A 20,061-nucleotide genomic window follows, 5' to 3' on the forward strand; every position below is an offset into this window, starting at 1 on the left:
GCGGCCGCCTCGGCGATCGCCGTCACCGCTCGATCGGGATGGGCCTCGAGGTCGAGCACGGGCATTCCCGACGCCCGCACGGACGTACAGTGCCGGTCGAGTCCGGCGAGCAGCAGGCGGTCCTCGATGAGGGGAACGGTGCGGTCGAGGGTGGTGACGACGGCGTACCGGCGCCCGAGCATCATCGCCAGCTGCGCCCCCGCCTCGGTGATGTCGACGACGGGGACGTCGAGGAGCTCCTGGAGGCCCTCCCGGCCGTGCTCGCCGTACCCGGCCTGGATGACGGCGTCGTAGTCCCCGGCGTAGCCGAGCACGGCATCCATGACGCCGAGCGCGGCGAGGTGGCTCTCGACGTTGCCTTCGCAGGATTCGGCGCCGAAGGTCGGGGTGAGACCGATGATCTCGGTGCCCGCCGAGGCGGCCTCGCTGGCCGCGCGGGCGATGCCGGCGGTCATCGCCGCAGTGGTGTTGACGTTGACGACGAGGATTCTCATAGCGATGTCCTTCGCAGGATCGGAGGGGTGTCGGGGTGCGTGTCGGGGTGCGTGTCCGGGTGAGCGTCTGAGCGGGCCTCAGTGGGCGGTGGGCACGGCGATCTCCTCGCCGTCGACCTCGCGGAACGTGAAGTCCCGGCGGGCGATGACGAAGTAGATGACCGCGGCGATCCCTGCGCCGAGGAACCAGGAGAACTGGGAGACGCCGGAGAACGCGGGGACCAGGGCGAGGACGAGCGAGAGGATCGCGGCGGGGATGAACGCCCCGATCGCCCGCCAGTTGACGCCGTGGTGGTAGAAGTACTCGCCGTCGTGGGCCTCGGTGTAGAGCTGCGGGACGTTGACCTTCGTCTTCCGCACGAGCCAGTAGTCGACCATGATGACGCCGAACAGGGGGCCGAGCAGCGCACCGAGGCCGCCGAGGAAGTAGACGATGACGACGGGTGAGTCGTAGAGGTTCCACGGGAGGATGACGAATCCGATGATCGCGGAGATGATCGCGGCCCGGCGGAAGTTGAGATGGCGCGGGAAGAGGTTCGTCAGGGCGTAGGTCGGGGCGACGAAGTTCGCCATGAGGTTGACGGCGATCGTGAGCACGAGCAGGGAGAGCGAGGCGGCGGCGAGCAGGACCGGATTGCCGATGGCCTGGACGATGTCGGCGGGCGAGCTGATGACCGTGCCGTCGATCGAGTACTGGGCGCCGGCGAGCGAGATGACGACGAGGCCGAAGACGAGCATGTTGATGGGGATGCCCCAGAAGTTGCCGACGACGATCGAGCCCTTCTTCTTCGCCGACCGGGTGAAATCGGAGAAGTTGAGGACGAAGGTGCCGTAGATCGCCACCCACAGTGCGCCTCCGCCGAGGATGTTCGTCCACATCTGCCACCCGGTGAGCGGGTCGTCGATCGACCACGCGATGCGGAAGTCGACGCGGACGAGCATCCAGATCGCCAGGGCGAGGAAGGTGACGAGGATGATCGGGCCGGCGATCGCCTCGTAGCGCCGGATCATCTCCATCCCGTAGCTGACGATGATGACCTGGACGATCCACAGCAGGGTGAAGGAGAACCAGCCGAGGCCGCTCAGTCCGAGGAACTCGACCTCAGTCCACGCCTGGAGGCCGGGGATGAGGGTGATGAGGAGGACGTTGAGGACGTTCGCGGCGAGATAGGTCTGGATCCCGAACCAGGCGATCGCGACGATCCCCCGCACCGAGGCGGCCAGCTGGGCCCCGTGGATGCCGAAGGCGATGCGGCACATCACCGGATAGGGCACGCCGGTCTTGTGGCCCATGAACCCGGAGAGGGTGAGGAGGACGAAGAGCAGAGCGGCACCGACGAGGAGGGCGACGAGGATCTGCCACGCGCCGAGGCCGAGGGCGAAGAGGCCGAGGGCGAACCCGTAGTTGCCGAGCGAGTGGACGTCGTTGGCCCAGAGCGAGAAGACGCTGTACGCCGTCCAGCTGCGGCCCTCCTTCCGACTCGGTGCGAGATCGGCGTTGTAGAAGCGCGGGCTGATCCGGTGCGCGGCGAGCTGTTCCGGGCTCGGTCCGAGCCGGTGCGGCATGGTGTTCGACTGCGGGTCGGGCACGGACTGGTCGGACGTCACGGTGTGGGCCATGGGAGTTCTCGAATCAGACGGGCGCGGCGCTGGAATACCAAAGTCGTTCTTCGCGGCGTCGCGGCGGTGAGAGCTGACCCCGCGAGCGTAACCTGGGTCACAGTGGTTACGCAATGGGGTCATCGCCGCCAGTCCAGCAGTGACAACGCCTGATGTGCGCGAGTCGGGCCGCCGGACCTGGGATGATGTCTGCAGATCGGTAGCTCACGGAAGTGGATCATTTGGCATACCATTTGACTGCATCGCAGTCGGTGGTCACGGCCGGCACCCGGGCCGCCCTTGACTTCGACTCGAACACGTGTTCGAATGCCGGTGTGAGATGGAATGACACGGAACCGACAGCCGGGCTCTTCGGAGTCACCGGGCTCATCCGCACCGTGCGCGCCCCGGAGTTCGCGGGGATGACGTTCCACGAGGTCCTCGCCAAGTCTGCGCTCAACCGTGTCCCGCAATCGAGTGCGATGCCGTTCGCGTGGACGATCAACCCGTATCGGGGCTGCTCCCACGCGTGCGTCTACTGCTTCGCCCGGAGCACCCACCGGTATCTCGACCTCGACTCCGGCGACGACTTCGACCGGCAGGTCATCGTCAAGGTCAACACCCCGGAGGTGCTCGCCGCGGAGGTCGCCAAGCCCCGCTGGTCACGCGACCTCGTCGCCCTCGGGACGAACACCGACCCCTATCAGCGGGCCGAGGGGCGCTACCGCCTCATGCCCGGAATCATCACCGCCCTCGCCGAACACGGCACCCCGCTGTCGATCCTCACGAAGGGCACCCTGCTGCGTCGCGACCTCCCGCTGCTCGCCGACGCCGCCCGCGACGTGCCCGTGGAGATCAGCATGTCGATCGCCGTGTACGACGACGAGCTCCAGCAGGCGATCGAACCCGGGACGCCGACGACCGCGGCGCGGCTGGCGACGGTGCGCGCGGCGGCCGAACTGGGCTTCCGGGTCACCGTGTTCATCATGCCGGTGCTGCCCAAGCTCACCGATTCGCGCGAGCATCTCGAAACGGCGCTCGCGGCGATCAGGGACGCCGGTGCGAGCAGGGTCGTCTACGGCGCCCTTCACCTGCGACCGGGTGCTCGCGAGTGGTTCTTCGCCTGGCTCGACCGCGAGCACCCCGAGCTCCTCCCCCGCTACCGGCGCATGTATGCGACTTCGGCCTATGCCTCGAAGGAGTACCGGACCTGGCTGGCGGCGCGGATCAACCCGCTCATCGACCGCTACGACCTGCGCGGGACCAGCGACGACGACTATCCCGCGACGAAGCGGTGGACCCGGCGCGGCTCCACCGGCGCCGGGCAGTCGTCACCGAGAGCCGCTGCCGAGTCCGCCCTGCCCGACCCGCAGGCGGCACTGTTCTGACGGCGCTGTTCTGACGCCGCTGCTGTGACGGCACTGTTCTGACGGCGTCGCCTCCCCATCGTCCGCGACGGTCGGGTCCTCCAGGTCGAGACAAACACCTCGGCGGGTCGCGCCTCCGGGTCGAATGTGACGACGGTCGCACCCGGCCCCGCGGCGGGAATAACCTCCATGGGCAGGTAGTTGAAAAGTGTATGAAAATTGAGATCTGGTCGGACATCGCCTGTCCGTGGTGCTACATCGGCAAACGTCGCTTCGAAACCGCGCTCGAGGGTTTCCCGCACAAGGATGACGTGGAGGTCGAGTGGCGCAGCTTCCAGCTCGATCCCACCCTTCCCGCCCATGTCGAGGAGTCGGAAGCGAATTACCTCAGCCGGTCGAAGGGCATGCCCGCCGAACAGGTGCGGCAGATGTTCGCCCAGGTGAGCGAGCAGGCGGCGCGCGAGGGCCTCAACTACGACTTCGATTCCGTCGTCGTCGCGAACAGCTTCACCGCCCACCGCTTCCTCCACTTCGCCAAGAGCCACGGTGTCATGGCGGCCGCCGAGGAGGCGCTGATGTCCGGGCATTTCGAGTCCGGTCGTGACATCGGAAGCATCGACTACCTCGCCGAGGTGGGTGAGTCGCTCGGGCTCGATCCCGCCGAGACCCGTCGGGTCCTCGAATCCGACGCGTACACCGACGCTGTCGAGGCCGATGTCGCTCAGGCCCGGATGCTCGGCGCCAATGGGGTGCCGTTCTTCGTCATCGACCGCAAATACGGAATCTCCGGCGCGCAGAAGCCGCCGGTCTTCACCCAGGCGCTCGAGACCGCGTGGGACGAGAGCCGGAAGCTCACCGTGCTCACCGGCACCGGCACCGACGGCGCCGACGACTACCCCGAGGGTGCCGTCTGCGGCCCCGAGGGCTGCAACTGACACAGCTCCATCCCCATCACCTCCACAGACGTCGAAAGGACCACCACCCATGACTGAGACCCCGTCCACCCCGCTCATCCGCATCATCGTCGGCAGCGTCCGACCGGTGCGCGTCGGCGACCAGATCGCCTCCGCCGTCGCCGAGATCATCTCCGATGCCGCCGATGCGCGCACCGAGATCATCGACCTCGCCGATCTTGACCTGCCGCTGCTCGACGAGCCGCGGATGCCGGCGCTCGGCGACTACCAGAATGCGCACACGAAGGAATGGGCGCGGATCATCGACGAGTCCGACGCGGTCGTCTTCGTCACCCCGCAGTACAACGCCGGCTACCCGGCGTCGCTGAAGAACGCCATCGACTACCTCTTCGCCGAGTGGAAGGACAAGCCGTCGCTCATCATCAGCTACGGCGGCCACGGCGGTGGGATGTCCGGCGCGCAGCTGCGTGCCGTGCTCGAGTTCATCGGTCTCGACCTCGTCGGCGACAACGTCGAGATCACTCTGCCGCGCGACTCCTACGGCCCGGACTGGCGACTCACCGACGCCGAGGAGGTCGTCGCCGGCTACGCCGATGAGCTCCGCACCGCGGCGCGGGCGCTCGATCGCAGCCTCGTCCCCCAGTCCTGATCGCTCCGGGCTCCGGCCCGGCCAGCCTTCCTCTTCGAACTCCGCGGATGACATCATCCGCGGAGTTCTCCGTGTCCCGGCTGTCCCACTCGTCTTGTCCCGGCTGTCCCACCCGGCGATGACCGGAACCGTGCTCTCGACGGGGCAACCGGACTAAGGTGAGCGACTATGGGCTCATTCGGCGACATCTTCGGTTCGAACATCCTCCTCGAGGGCACCCTGCTGTTGGCGAGCTTCGTGCTCTGCTCGCTCATCGGCTTCGAACGGCAGTTCCGGCAGAAGAGCGCCGGCTATCGCACGCACGTCCTCGTCGGGATCGGCACGTGCGCGTTCACCCTCGTCTCCGCCTACGGGTTCGCCGGGGTCCTCGACAGCGACGTCCAGCTCGACCCTTCGCGGATCGCAGCCCAGATCGTCTCCGGCATCGGCTTCCTCGGCGCCGGAGTGATCTTCAAGGGCCGGAACATGGTGCGCGGGCTGACCACCGCAGCCTCGATCTGGGTGTGCGCCGCCGTCGGCATGGCGTGCGGGGCGGGAATGCTCGCCCTGGCCACGATGCTCACCGGCCTGCACCTGCTCACGCTCTTCGTCGTCGCCCCGCTCATCCGCAGGATCCCCGACCGCAACCGCGGCAAACTGCTGCGCATCGTCTACCGCGACGGCGGCGGGGTGCTGCGGGAGATCCTCGGGGTGGCGAGCACGATGGGCTTCTCGAACACGATCCTCGATTCCCAGCGCTTCGAGGCCGAAGACGGTGCGAAGATGGTGCGCATCGACGTGAAGTTCGAGGGCAAGCGCCCCCTCGACCACCTCGTTCCGCTGCTCATGGAGCTCGACGGGGTCGACAAGGTGGCCCTGCGCGAGGACCGCGTCCACTCCGTCGATGCCGACGGCGACACCGTCTGAGGCCGCAGCCTGACCCTTCAGCCTGCTTCCTCGGCCTGACCCCTCAGCCGCGCTGCGACCGCTTCCAGGCCAGGGTGGCCAGAGCGGCGGCCTGATCGGCGAGGTGTCGGTCGTCGAAGAGGACCTCTGGTGAGTGGTTGACCGCCGCGGTGTCGGGGTCGACGCCCTCGGGGGTGACGAAGAGGAAGACGAACGCGCCGGGAACCTCCTCGAGGACGTAGGAGAAGTCCTCGGAGCCCATGACGGGGTCGGGGGCGTTGACGACGCGGTCGGCGCCGAAGGTCTCGGTGAGCGTCTCAAGGGTGAACGCGGCCTCCGCGGCGTCGTTGACGGTCACGGGGTACTGCTCGTTCCACACCACCTCGGCGGTGCATCGGTGAGCTGCGGCGATCGAGTCGGCCAGGCGGGTCGCGAGCTCGGGGAACCGCTGCGTCGTCTCCGGGGACAGGGTGCGCACGGACATGCCCAGCGTCGCCGTCGACGGGATGATGTTGACGGCGCTGCCGGCGTCAAGGAGGGTCACCTCGGCGACGATGGGGTCGAAGACGCTGAAGGACCCGGTGATCATCGAGTACACCGCCTGCCCGAACTCGAGGAGGGGACGGACGGGATCGACCGCGTCCTGCGGTCGGGAGCTGTGGCCGCCCTTGCCGTGCATTGTCAGGTGGAAGGTGTTGGCGCCGGCCATGATCGAGCCGGGGCGGGTGACGAACGTGCCGGGGACGCCGGGGGCGACGTGGATCGCGTAGGCGGCGTCGGGCATCTGGCCGGCGAGGTCGAACATGCCCTCGTCGATCATGATCTTCGCTCCGCCCTGCCCCTCTTCGCCGGGCTGGAACATGAAGACGACGGTGCCGGCGAGCTCGTCCTGGTGCGCGGCGAGGAGTGTGGCGGCGCCGACGAGGCCGGAGACGTGGAGGTCGTGGCCGCACGCGTGCATGTTCCCGTTCGTCGAGGCGAAGTCGAGGCCGGTGGCCTCGACGACGGGCAGGGCGTCCATGTCGCCGCGCAGGAGGATCGTCGGACCGGGCCGGCCGCCGCGGAGCACGGCGACGACAGAGCTGAGCTCACGGCCCAGGGTGATCTCGAGCGGCAGGCCCTCGAGCGCGTCGAGGATGCGCTGCTGGGTGAAGGGCAGATCGAGTCCGAGTTCCGGATTCCGGTGGAGGTCCCGGCGGAGGGCGGTGAGTTCAGCGCCGATCGCGGCGGCCTCGGCGGTGAAGTCGATCGTCATGGTGGGGTGGTTCCTTTCGCGGTGGGTGCTCTGGTCGGTGATTGGTCGGGTCGGTGGTTGATCGGTGCTCGGGTCGGTGGGTGGTCGGGTCAAATGCTTCCGGTCGGGCGGATCAGCGTGCGAGCAGCGGCGGGACGGGGGCGTCGGTGAGGCGCGCATCGATGTCCTTGACGACGGTCCCGCCCTGCATGACGACCCTGATGCTGTCGGGATCGGCGAGCGGGGTGATGTCGGCGAGCGGATCGACATCGACGACGAGGAGGTCGGCGAGGCGGCCGGCTTCGATCGTGCCGACCTCGTCGTCGAGGCGCAGCAGCTGCGCTGCCGTCTGTGTTCCGGCGACGATCGCCTGCATCGGAGTGAGGCCGAGTTCGACGGCGTGGACGGGTTCGCGGAGGTTCTCACCGTGCGGGCAGACTCCGGCATCGGTGCCGAGTGCCACCTTCACTCCGGCGGCGAGTGCGGCGGCGACGCGTTCGCGGGCGATCGCCGACCAGCGCACCTTCTTCTCGTAGAGGTACGCGGGCACGACGGCGGGGTCGGGTACGCGCAGTGCGCTGCTGAGTGTAGGCACGAGGAATGTGCCGCTGGTGAGCATGAGGTCGATGCCCTCATCGTCGATGCCGTAGCCGTGTTCGACCGAGCGGACGCCCCCGCGGATCGCCGCCTTGATCCCGGCGGCGCCCTGGGCGTGGGCGGCAACGGGCTGACCTGCACGTTTGGCGGTCTCGGCGACGATGAGACGAACGTGTTCCTCAGGGACGCCGAGGTCGTCGGGAGTGTCGGAGGGACTCGAGACGCCGCCGGTCGTGCAGACCTTGATGACATCGGCACCGGAGCGGACGAGGAGTCGGACGGTGCGCCGCACCTCGTCGTCGGTGTCGATGATCGGGTCGACGGGCAGGTGCATAGGCACTTCGCGGCCGTTGGGCAGCGTGAAGTCGGTGTGACCGCCGGTCGGTGAGAGGGCGGAGATCGCCAGATGCAGGCGCGGGCCCTGGATGAGGCCGTACCCGATGGCGTCGCGGAACCCGCGGTCGATGCCGCCGAGGTCGCGTGCCGTGGTCACTCCTGCCATGAGGGTGCGGCGGGCGTTGAGGGCGGTGCGCAGGGTGCGCTCGGTGGCGAAGCGGTCGGCGTCGGCGGTCTGGTCTTCGATGGAGAGACCGAGATGGACGTGGCAGTCGATGAAACCGGGCAGAACGGTGGCCCCGCGCAGATCGATCGTGCGTGCGCCCGTGCGGGGACGATGGGCGCTGGGGCCGACGCTCGCCGAGGCGGTTCCCGGTTCTCCGGTCATCGGCTGCGGCTCAGGCTCGCCGGGCACAGCTCCCGACTCCCGCGGTCCGGACCGTTCACGGCGTGCCGGTCCCGCGTAGACGATGCGATCGCCGTCGATCTCGATCTCGGCGTCGAGGACGGGGTCCCGTCCGGTGCCGTCGATGAGTCGAGCCCCCGTGAGCAGCAGGTGCTCGGTGCCCGGAACGGTGGCGGGCAGGTGGGCCGCGGCCATGGTGATCCTTTCGGGTCGTATCGAGTGGTGGTCGTATCGCCGGGTGGCCAGCCGTGTGGCGGCCAGCCGTGTGGCGGTCAATCGCGCGGTGGTCTCGCCGGCACGGCCGGTCTCAGTGCTCCGCGCCGACGAGGGATCTCGCCAGGGTGCGGTATCTGTCCGTGAGCGCAGCGTCGTCCGGCAGTGGACTCTCGGTACGGAGTGTCATCGTGAAGAGGGTGAGTCCGGCGAGCGTGTCGAGGATGAGATCGTGGTCGAGCGCGGCGCTCATCTGTCCGCGATCGACGGCGCGGGCAAGGATCGCCCGGCCCCTGGCATGGCGCTCCTCCATGAAGTCGGCGGAGATGAGGGGGATGACGTCCATGTTGAACATCGCGAGCAGGAGGCCGTTTCCGTGCGTGCGGACGCCGAGCGAGCGGCGGAAGTTCTCGATGTTCTGCCACGCATGCGCGACGAGATCGTCGACGACGTCGCCGGTGTCGGGCATCTCGCCGAGTTCGAGGGTGTCGAGGATGGCGGCGGCGACGAGTTCGGGTTTGGTGGGCCAGCGGCGGTAGATCGCCGTCTTCCCGCAGCCGACGGTGGTGGCGATGCTCTCGATGCGCAGGTTCATGAAGCCGTGCTCCGCGACCTCGGCGCGCACAGCGGCGAGCACGCGGTCGGTGAGCTCGGGGTCGAGCGGTCGACCCTTCGGTGTGGCCTGCGTCATGGGCCGAGCCTTTCACGCAGGTCTCTCGTTCCGCAACACTGCGTATCGTTTGTCTCGGATCGTGGTGACCGCGGGATCAGCTCTCGAGCTCGGCGAGGAGCGCGGCCATCGACCCGGTGACGCGCGGTCGGACCGCCGGACCGAGCACGGCAGTCTGGACGATGCCGCCCTGGACCATCGCGAGTGCCGCCGGTGACGTCTCGCGTGCACGCGCCTGCGCCACCATTTCGTCGAGACCGGCAGTGCGGTGGAAATAGGCGGCGAGGTAGGTCTCGAAGCGGGCCTGCACCTCGGCGAAGATCTTCTCGGCGATCGCCGCGAACTCAGGCACGCGGGCGGCTTCGCCCCAGACTTGGAGGACGAGAGAGGGGAACGGGGTGTCGTCGAGAATCGCATCGAGCAGCCGCGGGAAGACGACGCTGGGCGGCGGCACCGCCTCGGTGTCATCGAGATCGCCGAGCACGGTGATGCGCTCCTCCATGATCCGCTGACCGGCGGCGACCATGAGTTCGGACTTCGAGGAGTAGTAGAGGTAGACGGCCCCCGCCGACAGGTCGGCCTCCTTGACGATGTCGGCCATCGACGCCGCCGCGAAGCCCTTGCGCGCGAAGCATGCGAGCGCGGCGTCCTGGATGCGCGTGCGCATCGCAGCCTTGTGTTCCTCTGTGACCTTCGGCACCGATCCCCCAAAAACGAATGTTCATTCTTGATTAATTGTAGACCACGGCGTAAAAATGAACGTGCATTCGTTTTCGAGGATTGGACGACCATGACCACGAGACTTCTCAGGACCTCTTCCGACTCCGGAAGCGGTGCTCCGGGGACCGACGGCGACGACGACCACCTCGGCGCCGACTCCGCGGACCAAGCCGCTGATCAGGGCGGGGATCGAGGCAGAGCCGCTGGTGCGAGCGGGGACCAGGCAGCGGATCCCGCCCCCGGCGCGATCGGCGATGAGCTGCCGAAGCACAGTGTCGGACGCGCGATCCTCGTCGCCCTGTTCGCGGCGGCGATCGTCAGCATCGTCCTTCTGGCATTCAGCTGGCCGACGGTGACGGCCGACCCGAAGGACCTGCCCATGGCCGCCGTCGGCGACAGCGCTCAGGTCGAGCAGATCACGAGCAGTGCACCGGAGGGAATGCTCGATCTCGAGCGCGTGAACACCCGCGCCGAGGCGGAGCAGATGATCCGGGAGCGCGAGGTCTACGGGGCATTCGTCCTCGGTGGCGAGGACCCGGAAATCCTCGTCTCCTCGGCGGCGTCGCCGGCGGTGGCTCAACAGCTGAGAGGCCTCGCCGCGCAGATGCAGCAGTCCATCGACTCCCAGGCGATCTCGGGGATGCAGGACGGCATGGAGCAGATGCAGGAGGCACTCGAGGCGGCTGCTCGGGCGGCCGAGAACCCGCAGGCGCCGGGTCAGGCTCCCAGCGTCGCCGGTGGAGGAGAGGGTGCGGGCACGCTGCCGGATGCCTCGGCGATGGACGTCCCGCAGGTCACGGTCACCGATGTCGTGCCGCTCTCCGACGACGATGCGACAGGGGCCGGGCTGGCGATCGCGGGACTGCCGCTGTCGATCGGCGGCATCGTCGGTGGTGTTCTCACCAGCACTCTTGTGCATTCGCGGCGGATGAGAGCCGTCGCGGTCGTCGCCTATGGGGCCTTCGGTGGAATTGCGCTCTCCCTCATCCTCCAGACGTGGTTCGGCATCCTGCAGGGAGAGTTCTGGCTGAATGCGCTCGCAGCCGGGCTGGCGGTGGCGTCGACGGCGGCGATCATCAACGGCTTCGTGTCGCTCATGGGTCCGGGCGGCATCGCGATCGGTGCCGTGCTCACGATGTTCATCGGCAATCCGATCTCCTCGCTCACTCAACCGAAGGAGTTCCTCGCCGGGGCCTGGGGCGACATCGGCCAGTTCTTCGTGCCGGGCGCGGCGGGCACACTGCTCCGCGACATCTCGTACTTCCCCGATGCGCCGATGGCGATGTCGTGGTGGGTGCTCGTCGCGTGGTTCGTCCTCGGCATCGCCCTCATCCTCATCGGCCACCTGCGTGCGCATGCGAAGCTCGTCGCCGCGCAAGCCGGGAAGGGCTGAGCCCTCGCGGCTTGAGGGACAGACATTCGCCTGCCCGGATGCGGTGACCCACCGCATCGGGGCCGGCACTCCACTTCCGGGGATGACTCACCGCGACCGGGCAGGCTGGGGGTAGGAGGTTCGGGCACTGACGGCATAGGCTCGAATGAATGACGAAGTCGTCGGCATGCGAACCTCGCTGCAGGGTCGGCACCGACACCGGAACCGGCTCCGCAGCGAACTGGTGCCACAGCGAACCGCGACTTCAGACACTCAGCGAGGAGGGTGAGACAGTGACCGATCCCGCGTCGGAGAACGCACGCGATCCACGCGACGAGGCAACAGAACGAGACTCACCCGCGCCCGGCGGACCCAGTGACCCCGGCGTGATGATCTGCCGCAACTGCGGAGTGGAGACCAGTCCTCCTCCCTCGGCGGTGTGCCCGATCTGTGCCGATGAACGCCAGTGGGTGCCGCGCTCGGGCCAGGAGTGGGTGAGCCGAGATGACCTCGAGGCCGAGGGCCACCGTGTCGTCATCGACGAGCGCGAACCTGGGCTTCATGCTCTGCGCGTCGAACCGAGGCTCGGCATCGGGCAGACGTGCTATCTCGCCCAGACGTCGGAGGGCAACCTTCTCTTCGACGTGCCGCCATACATCGACGCCGAAGCAGTGGCGGCCGTGGCCGCGTTCGGTGGAGTCGCAGCGATCGTCCCGAGTCATCCGCACATGTTCGGCATGCAGCTCGCGTGGAGCGCCGCGTTCGATGATGCCTCGGTGCACGTCTGCGCTCGAGATCGCGAATGGCTGCAGAGACAAGGTCCCGCCATCGAGTTCTTCGACGACGGCACCGAGCCGCTCCCCCAGGTCTCGGTGCACCGAGTCGGCGGTCATTTCCCCGGCAGTGTGCTTGCCCTGTGGGAAGGAGGAGACGGTAGCGGCGTCATGCTCGCTGGCGATTCGATCGGGCCGGTCGTGCGCGACGGGTGGGTGACGTTCATGCGCAGCTTCCCCAACTACCTGCCGCTCTCCGCTGCGGTCGTGCAGCGCATCGCCGCCTCGGTGTCGGATCTCGATTTCGACCGCATGTACGGCAACTTCGGTCAGACGATCACCGGAGGAGCCCACGCGGCAGTGCAGTCTTCGGCCGACCGTTATGCCCGGTGGGTCTCCGGCGAGTACGACGATCTCACCTGACTTCGCAGAGGACGACGTCACGACTGTCAGAACGGCGGAGGATCATCGCGGTTGTCCTGATGCCATGTGATCGGCACGCTCCAGAACTGGTCGAGCGGCTCCACCCAGGTATCACCGGCGTCTTCTCGACGCCGCCGGGCATCGCTCACCGACAGTCGGCGGCCGGGCATCAGTCTCTTCATCGTCACCGGGTCGGATCCTCGCGGCAGGCACGGCGGGAACACCTCGTTGCGCCAGTTGAGCAGCTGGGCAAGCCTCTTCCGACGGGCGAAATCACGAGCGCGTTCGTAGTTCTCCTGGATCCTGCGCTTGCGTTCGGTCTCCTCGGCGGATTTCCGCATCGCTTCGCGGCGCTGTCTGACCAGCTGTTCGTTCGGTTCGAGCTCGATGATGTACTTCGGCGGTGGGACCGGATGCTTCGGCTTCCACACCACGTGGGGTCTCATCCCACTGAGCGCAGCGAGCTCCATCGCCTGGGCCACCTCGATCGGCTGGTCAGGAGCACGTGAGGTCGCCGTCACTCCGTGTCGGAACTCGTACTCGACACAGCCCGGTTCCGTCATCCGCACCCGCAGCAGGCATGCGGTCTTGAGGGCATGGTGCTTCCTGCACAGCGGATGGAGATTGCCGAACCGAGTGAGACCGCCTTTGAGCGGATCGAGCTTGAAGAACGGAACGATATGGTCGATCTCGGCCTTGACGGCAGCGCGAGCGCACCCGGGGACGCTGCAGCACTCCCACTGGGCGATGAGTGTCTTGCGCACATCATTGGGAATTCGGTACGTCGTGGCCTTGGCATCGATCGGGGTGCCCGTCGCCGGGTCGGTGAGGATCCTCGTCACGGTGGAGCAGTGTCCGGCGATGCGCCGCGCGGTTTCGGCGGGGATCGGTGAACCGTCGGGCAGCGTGCCCGGCAGGTTCGATTCGCCGAGGAGGGACATCACGGGAACGGTGGTGACCATCGTCGCCTGAAGCGCGATCCACCACGAGTGCATCGGCATCTCCGCGGCGATCCAGCTCTCAACGGTCTGCGTCTCATCGCCACCGGCCCTGCCGAACGCGCTTCCCCGATCGGCCGCATCGGCCGCCTCGGTGCCGTGCCCGGGAAGGGGCAGTCCCTCCACGCCTGCACTGTTCGCCGAGAAGCTGTTCGTCGCGGTGCCGTCCGCTGGGGCCCTGACCGCTGAGGCGTCGCTCACCGAGGTGGCGTTCTTCATGATGATGGTGCCGTCGGGTCCGAGGTCGAAGAGCAGGTTTCCGTCGTTGTCGAGCAGCGGTTCCTCCTCGACCGACTGGACCCCGGTCACGGGGTCGATGCGGCGCACCTTGATGCTCAGCTTCGGCTGCGGTCGGGTGACGATGTCGTACATGAGGTTGTCGAAGGCGCGATCATCGATGATCTCGACTCCGGGAGGCAGGTCGAATGCCGCACCTCTGCGCGAGTGGATGGCGCGCGCCATCGCTTCGACTCGCAGGTAGCACGCATGGAGTTCCTCGGCCGGCCCTGTCAGGGACATGCAGGCCGAGCCGTTCTTGTACGTGTGCAGATCGACGCGGCGACGCTCCTTGGCTGTCTGCGATCGGTCGTCAGCCGGTTCGAGCACGGCGATGAACTTCCGCAGGGCCGTCCGGAGCCGGTCGCTCGTGACATCGGCCCGGCGCTCGGCGAGGTGTTCGTCGATCTCCGGGAGGTACCTGAGGGCCACTGTTCGGCAGAGGTCGCCGACGACCTGGACATGGGCGATCGTGAACTCGCCTGCACGGACGCGATCGGCGAAGCGCGGCAGCCCGTGGATGATCGTCATCGCCGTGCGCAGGTGCCGATAGGTGCGGGCGATCGACTGACCGAGGATGGTCGCGGTTTCGATGACGTCCTCGTCGGCAACGTTGTCCTGCACCCATTCGCAGACAGTGGTGTCGAGGCGGAAGCCCGGGAAATCGGGGGCTTCGGACGCGTCGTCTGATTCCGCGGTCTCGGCCGAGACGATTTCCGTCGACGGCGGAGCGAGAGCCGCTTCGCACCGCCGCCGCCACGCCAGCAGTGCAGGGTCGCGGAGAGCCACGGTCGTCGACGTGCGCGGCACCCTCACGAGCTCAGTCGATGCGGTCACGTCGTCATCGGCTGCCATCGCGTCGAATGCGGCGGCGAAGGGAGTCGAGGGCGCCGGTTTCCGTCGCGGCCCGAGAGATCCCTTCGCGGACGTGCCCTTCGCTGCGGTTCCCTGTGCCGCTGCGTCCTCGCCGGTCTCGTCGGTCGGCGTGGCGGGATCGGAATCCATAGCCGCCTCGTCAACTTCGTGCCGGAGCACGGATGCGGCGATCGTGGCAAAGCGATACGGTGCGTCGCCGTCGGGCAGGGGGACGTCGAGATGCCGGACGACGCGCTCCAACGTGATGCCTGCCGTGACGTCGAGCGTGCGGAGCTGGATCTGATCGGATTGTGCGGAGATCTCCGCGAGTTCGCTGATCCTCGACCCGAGTCGAATCGTCGGTCGAGCGGAATCAGAATCAACGGGAGAGAGGCCGTCGGTGCTGCACCGTTCACCGGGACCGCGCCCAGTGGTCGCAGCCGAATCGCGCGCGTCGCGCCACCGAGGACCGGCTTCTGCACCAGCTGCGTCGAACCGCGAGCCCGAGGCACGACCGGGCCGCCGTCCGTCTCCACCGGGGAGGTCTTTCACGCTGGCTCACCTGCCTCTGACAACAGCGTCGGGGAAGCGATCTGTGAATCATAGTGCGTCGTACGTCAATGATAAACTATTCGAACATAAAATGGAATAGCCCGATTGCAATTCATGAGAAAAAGATCATGATCTCTTTCCCGCTGATATTTCCTTGTGCGATCCATTGTTGCACTCGGCACTGACACGACCTCGGACGTCACTGATGACCTGCGATGATTCCCGTTTCACCACATCTGCCCGTTCGACTGTCCCTTCTCAGCCGCTCAGACCACCCACGGAACCGCGGGAAGGTGCGTCACGCAGCGCCGCCTCGGCGAAGCGGTGCCGCGTCGACCACGACAGGGCCAGGTAGAGGAGGAACGAGATGACGAACGACGGAATCGTCGCGCCCACGGGGCTCGCCCACACATAGGTGAGCAGGTAGGAGGCGAACGCCCCGACGATCCACACGATGACCGCCGCCCAGTTCACCCCGCGGACGTACGCGTACATGCCGCCCTCGTCACGGAGGATGTCCTTCGAGTAGAACCCCCGTTTGACGATGTAGTAGTCGGCGATGACGATCGCGAAGACGGGCACGAAGAACGCCCCGATGACGGTGAGGAACGCGGTGTACTGGTCGAGCAGCGCAAGCCACGTCGACCCGATGATCGAGATCGCCCCGAGGACGAGCGCCACCGGCAGGAAGCGGAGCCGGGACTGCTTCCTGGCGCCGATGACGGAGTTGACCATGCCGTAGACGACCATCGTGTTCGTCGCCATGACGGAGAGGAAGATGACGATCGCGAGGGGCCAGCCGAAGCGGTCGGCGAGCGCGGTGGGGTCGAAGGGCTCGGCCGCTCCCCCGTCGAGGAGGATGAAGCTGAAGGCGGTGAGCCCGAGCAGCATCGCCAGCACCGTCGAGGTGATGTATCCCAGCCCCGAACCGACGATGCCGGCGCGCTGGCTTCCGGCGAGCCGATTGAGGTCGGCGGAGAGCACGGTCCACGAGATCGCCGTCGCGATGACGATGTCGAGCGCGAGGACCGGGGTGAAGCCGAGGCTCTCATCGGCGGGAATGGTGAGGTATTCGCTCGGTGCGTGGCCGATGAACGCGGTGACGAAGATGTAGGCCATGACGACGAGGATGAGGAGTGCGAACCACGGCTCGGCCTTCTCGATGCCCTCATGGCCGAGGATCGCGAGACCGACGACGAGCGCCTGGCAGAGGACGGAGAAGAGGACCGGGTTGGAGAAGCCCGTGGTCTGCTCGACGACGTAGTTGACGCTGATGCCGGCGAGCATCGCCTGCACCCAGCTCCAGCCCATGAGGATGATGACGTTGGCCGCGACCGGCAGGAAGCTGCCCTTCGCCCCGAACGCTCCGCGTGTCACGGCCATCGTCGCGAGCCCCGTCCGGGTGCCGATGTTGCCGATGAGCACGAGGACGATCGTGCCGATCACCGTGCCCGCCGCGATCATCAGCGCCGCCGTGCCGTAGTCGATGCCCGGCACGAAGAGGGTTCCCGTGAGCATCGTCGTCACGACGAGGTTGGCCGCGAGCCAGATCATGAACATCCGTCCGGTGCCGAGCCTGCCCTGCACGACTCCCGAATCGTCCGAATCCGCAGCCAACCGGGCGTCGAGTCGGCGATACCAGTTCACGGTGCGACCTCCTCGGCGGTGGTGGTGTCCGTTTCGGCGGCGACTCCGGCCCCCTCCGGAGGGATATCGGCGGTGTCCGGGACCGGGGACAGATGTTCGTGGATTGCGATGAGGTCACCATCGCCGAGGTGGCGGAACACTATGCTCTCGCGTTCCCGATACGATTCCCGGCCTTCCCCGGTCTCGACGGTCGTGTCGACCGTGTGCGAGAAGACGGCGCCGCCCGGGAACGTCTGGATGAGCGGATCGCTGGAGACGCAGTCGATGACGGAACAGCCGTCGGCGAGCCAGCCGTTCCATATCTCCTCGTACTCGGCGCGCGAGTTCAGCCGGTGGTTCTCCGGGTGGAAGACGAACGAGGCGTCCGCGGCGAATCCGGCGAAGTACGCGGCGGTGTCGGTGGCGGCGAAGGCGCGCACGATGGCTGCGGCGGCGCGTTCGACGGCCTCGGCGCTGGGCGCGGAGGGGTCTGAGGGCACAGGGATCGACTTCTCTGTCATGATGCTCGGCAACTCTCTGTTGATGGTTGTTGAGCAACTCTAATGACGGAGATTCAGGACGCACTATCCGCCCTGGACAAGTTTTCCTGGTCACGCGCCAGCGTGGATACGTGCGGGGTCATCGGGGTCGGGCCGGGGGCAGCGGTGCGGGGTCGGCAGGCGACCGTGGGTCCGGGCGGCGCCGGTGCCGCCGGCTTCCTCGCCTCCCCACAGTCTCGACAGGTGGTTCGGCCCTCGACGCCGAGGCGCTTCCGGGCCCACCCTGGAAAGGGACACCCATCACGACTCACCGCGGAGGAGACATGGGCACAGACGACGCGACGGACCGGATCAGAGCGGCCGTCGACGCCAACTTCGCCGAACAGCTGGCGGTGACGGCCGAACTCGTCGGGCTCCCGACCACTCGCGGTGACGAGGAACCCGGGCAGGATCTCATCGAACGCGCCCTGCGCGGCCTCCGCCTCGACGTCGACCGCTGGACGATCGACTCGGCCGAGCTGCGCGACCATCCCGGATTCGGTCCGACCACGGTCGACTACGCGCGGATGACGAATGTCGTCGGAACCTATCGCCCCGAACGCGACCGGGGCCGCTCCCTTATCCTCAACGGTCATATCGACGTCGTCCCCGCAGGACCGACCGGCCGTTGGTCGCGGTCACCGTGGGACGCCGAGGTCCGCGACGGGTGGATGTACGGGCGCGGAGCAGGCGACATGAAGGCCGGGCTCATGGCGAATCTCTTCGCGTTCACCGCCGTCCGAGATGCGGGGCTCGACCTCACCGGACGGGTGCACATCGAGTCCGTCGTCGAGGAGGAGTGCACCGGCAACGGCTCGCTGGCGGCCCTGCTGCGCGGATACACCGCCGATGCCGTCATCATTCCCGAACCGGAGGAGGATGCACTCGTCCGGGCGAATGTCGGCGCCATCTGGTTCACGGTGCTCGTCAGCGGAGAACCCACTCACCCGCGGGAGATGGCCAGCGGCTTCAACGCCATCGACGACGCCTACCACGTGATCGGCGCGCTGCGCGGGCTCGAGGAGAGGTGGAATGAGCGGAAGGCCGATCACCCGCACTTCGCCGACCTCGACCATCCCATCAACGTCAACTTCGGCGGCATCCGCGGCGGCGACTGGCCCTCAAGCGTCCCGGCCTGGTGCGAACTCCAGGTCCGCGTCGCCATCTTTCCCGGCACTGAGCCCGACGATGCGTGGGCGGAGATCGTCGACTGCGTCACCGAGGCGGCCCGCGGCACCGACCGACCGCTGAGCGGCCCGCCGGTGCCCGCGTTCGCCGCGGAGCTCACGCCGAACGGGTTCTATGCGCGGGGCTACGTGCTCGAGCCGGGAAGCGATGCGGAGACTGTGCTCGCCTCAGCGCACGCCTCTGTCTCCGGTGAGGAGCTGACCGCGTTCACCACCCCCGGCTACCTCGACGCCCAGGTGTTCGCGAACTTCGCGAACATGCCGGCGCTCGTCTACGGCCCGGTGACGGAGAACATCCACGGCTTCGACGAACGGGTGAGTGTGGAGTCGATCCGCCGCTGCACGACGACGATCGCCCTGTTCCTCGCGCAGTGGTGCGGAATCGACGACCGTCGACAGGCCTAGGAGCTGACCGGGTTCACGCCCTGCACCAGGAGCGCGGCGGCCGGATCGCTGCCGTGGCGACCGTCGAACTCCGCGAACGCGGTTTCGACCTCGGCATGGACAGCGCGCACGAGCGGCAGCCATTCCCCGTGGGTGACGATGAGGAACTGACCGGCCCTCATCGCCTCGACGACCTGCTCCCCGACGGCGTCGGGGTCGGCGCCCTCGGCGAGCATCGCCGAGTTCGCCGCGACCGCCTCGGCGTTCGCCTCCTCCCCGAGCAGCTCCGCCTGCCCCGTTGCCGCGGTCTCGGCGATCCGGGTTGACACGCTTCCCGGTGCGAGCACGGAGACTCCGATGCCGCTGCCGGCGAGTTCGCTGCGCAGCACCATCGAGAAGCCGACGCTCGCGAACTTCGAGGAGGCGTAGGCGGCGACGTCGGCCATCGGGATGATGCCCGCCAGAGACGCGGTGTTGAGGATGTGCGCGGGCCTGCCGAGGCGGCGGAACCGCGGCAGGAATGTCGAGGCGCCGAGGTACTGTGCGTCGATGTTGATCGTGTGCACCCAGCGCCACACCTCCCACGGGGTGGCCTCCGCCGAGCTGCCGCCGTTGACGCCGGCGTTGCTGCAGAGGATCGTCACCGGACCGAGCTCGGCCTCGACGGCATCCGCGGCGGCCTCCCAGGCATCCGGGTCGCCGACGTCGAGGCGCACCGTGGTCACGGTGCCTCCGGCCGCCCGCAGCTCCTCCGCGGCTGCGGCGAGGCGGGCGTCGTCGATGTCGACGAGCCCGACCCGGGCCCCGGCCGCGACGAAGGCGCGGGAGAGTCCGAGGCCGATGCCGGAGGCCGCGCCGGTGACGAAGGCGACCTCGCCGCGCGGCCATTCCTCGGTGTGGGCGCTCGCGCGCGGGGTGCCGGGGGTCGCTGTGCTGCTGGTGTTTTCGGGCATGATTCTTACCGCTTTCTCTCGGTGATCTCTCTTCGTGAC

The 20,061-nt window shown here is 67.8% G+C and carries 17 protein-coding genes; 7 read left to right on the forward strand and 10 right to left on the reverse strand.

Translation table 11 applies throughout. The annotated features are described in order from the left end of the window. Together ABD154_RS11130 and ABD154_RS11135 are read right to left on the reverse strand one after the other, a co-directional pair. A partial coding sequence (locus tag ABD154_RS11130; protein WP_344251304.1) for an aspartate/glutamate racemase family protein occupies positions 1-494 on the reverse strand: 494 nt, incomplete at its 3' end. A gap of 78 nt (positions 495-572) precedes the next feature. After that, positions 573-2,060 carry an NCS1 family nucleobase:cation symporter-1 gene (locus ABD154_RS11135; RefSeq protein WP_344251342.1) on the reverse strand — a complete coding sequence of 496 codons (1,488 nt, stop codon included), beginning with the start codon at positions 2,058-2,060 and terminating at the stop codon, positions 573-575. A gap of 368 nt (positions 2,061-2,428) precedes the next feature. Here ABD154_RS11135 and ABD154_RS11140 point away from each other — a divergent pair, with 368 nt between their 5' ends. The 4 genes from ABD154_RS11140 to ABD154_RS11155 all read left to right on the forward strand — a co-directional run bounded on the left by ABD154_RS11140 (position 2,429) and on the right by ABD154_RS11155 (position 5,929). Continuing rightward, positions 2,429-3,481, forward strand: coding sequence for an Rv2578c family radical SAM protein (locus ABD154_RS11140; RefSeq protein ID WP_344251305.1), 1,053 nt, complete (start codon positions 2,429-2,431; stop codon positions 3,479-3,481). Between the two features lie 191 nt (positions 3,482-3,672). Continuing rightward, a complete protein-coding gene (locus ABD154_RS11145) occupies positions 3,673-4,395 on the forward strand; it encodes a DsbA family oxidoreductase (RefSeq protein ID WP_198498359.1) in 723 nt (240 codons plus the stop codon). Positions 4,396-4,444: 49 nt separating this feature from the next. Next, complete coding sequence (locus ABD154_RS11150; protein WP_198498358.1) at positions 4,445-5,023, forward strand: NADPH-dependent FMN reductase; 579 nt, start codon at positions 4,445-4,447, stop codon at positions 5,021-5,023. A 168-nt stretch (positions 5,024-5,191) separates the two neighbouring features. Then, positions 5,192-5,929, forward strand: a complete 738-nt coding sequence (locus tag ABD154_RS11155; RefSeq protein WP_198498357.1) for an MgtC/SapB family protein — start codon at positions 5,192-5,194, stop codon at positions 5,927-5,929. A gap of 43 nt (positions 5,930-5,972) precedes the next feature. Here ABD154_RS11155 and ABD154_RS11160 read toward each other — a convergent pair whose 3' ends face one another. The 4 genes from ABD154_RS11160 to ABD154_RS11175 form a co-directional block, all read right to left on the reverse strand. Further along, a complete protein-coding gene (locus tag ABD154_RS11160; RefSeq protein WP_198498356.1) occupies positions 5,973-7,163 on the reverse strand; it encodes a M20 metallopeptidase family protein in 1,191 nt (396 codons plus the stop codon). Positions 7,164-7,275: 112 nt separating this feature from the next. Beyond that, the gene (locus tag ABD154_RS11165) at positions 7,276-8,676 is read right to left on the reverse strand and encodes a metal-dependent hydrolase family protein (protein ID WP_198498355.1); all 1,401 of its coding nucleotides are present in this window, start codon (positions 8,674-8,676) and stop codon (positions 7,276-7,278) included. Between the two features lie 112 nt (positions 8,677-8,788). Continuing rightward, a complete protein-coding gene (locus ABD154_RS11170) occupies positions 8,789-9,385 on the reverse strand; it encodes a TetR/AcrR family transcriptional regulator (RefSeq protein WP_198498354.1) in 597 nt (198 codons plus the stop codon). 76 nt (positions 9,386-9,461) lie between these two features. After that, positions 9,462-10,031, reverse strand: coding sequence for a TetR/AcrR family transcriptional regulator (locus tag ABD154_RS11175; protein WP_198498353.1), 570 nt, complete (start codon positions 10,029-10,031; stop codon positions 9,462-9,464). Between the two features lie 123 nt (positions 10,032-10,154). Between ABD154_RS11175 and ABD154_RS11180 the strand changes: the two genes are divergently transcribed. Next, positions 10,155-11,477 (forward strand): ABC transporter permease, encoded by a 1,323-nt coding sequence (locus tag ABD154_RS11180; protein WP_232623544.1) that lies wholly within the window; start codon positions 10,155-10,157, stop codon positions 11,475-11,477. A 473-nt stretch (positions 11,478-11,950) separates the two neighbouring features. After that, positions 11,951-12,652, forward strand: a complete 702-nt coding sequence (locus ABD154_RS11185) for an MBL fold metallo-hydrolase (RefSeq protein ID WP_198498352.1) — start codon at positions 11,951-11,953, stop codon at positions 12,650-12,652. A gap of 26 nt (positions 12,653-12,678) precedes the next feature. Here the strand turns inward: ABD154_RS11185 and ABD154_RS11190 are convergent, their stop codons facing one another. From ABD154_RS11190 to ABD154_RS11200, 3 genes are all read right to left on the reverse strand, one after another. After that, positions 12,679-15,042 (reverse strand): HNH endonuclease signature motif containing protein, encoded by a 2,364-nt coding sequence (locus tag ABD154_RS11190; protein WP_198498351.1) that lies wholly within the window; start codon positions 15,040-15,042, stop codon positions 12,679-12,681. Positions 15,043-15,591: 549 nt separating this feature from the next. Then, entirely contained in the window at positions 15,592-16,980 is a 1,389-nt protein-coding gene (locus ABD154_RS11195) for a purine-cytosine permease family protein (protein WP_332839520.1), read from the reverse strand. Beyond that, positions 16,977-17,459, reverse strand: a complete 483-nt coding sequence (locus ABD154_RS11200; RefSeq protein ID WP_344251306.1) for a YybH family protein — start codon at positions 17,457-17,459, stop codon at positions 16,977-16,979. Before ABD154_RS11200 ends, ABD154_RS11195 begins: the two co-directional genes overlap by 4 nt. Positions 17,460-17,782: 323 nt before the next feature. On the opposite strand from ABD154_RS11200, the gene ABD154_RS11205 reads away from it, so the two are divergent. Then, positions 17,783-19,090, forward strand: a complete 1,308-nt coding sequence (locus tag ABD154_RS11205) for an ArgE/DapE family deacylase (protein WP_344251308.1) — start codon at positions 17,783-17,785, stop codon at positions 19,088-19,090. Here ABD154_RS11205 and ABD154_RS11210 read toward each other — a convergent pair. Continuing rightward, positions 19,087-20,022, reverse strand: coding sequence for an SDR family NAD(P)-dependent oxidoreductase (locus ABD154_RS11210; protein ID WP_344251309.1), 936 nt, complete (start codon positions 20,020-20,022; stop codon positions 19,087-19,089). The genes ABD154_RS11205 and ABD154_RS11210 overlap by 4 nt on opposite strands. Positions 20,023-20,061: the final 39 nt, after the last annotated feature.

This window comes from Brevibacterium sanguinis (genome assembly GCF_039528855.1).
Lineage (GTDB): Bacteria > Actinomycetota > Actinomycetes > Actinomycetales > Brevibacteriaceae > Brevibacterium > Brevibacterium sanguinis.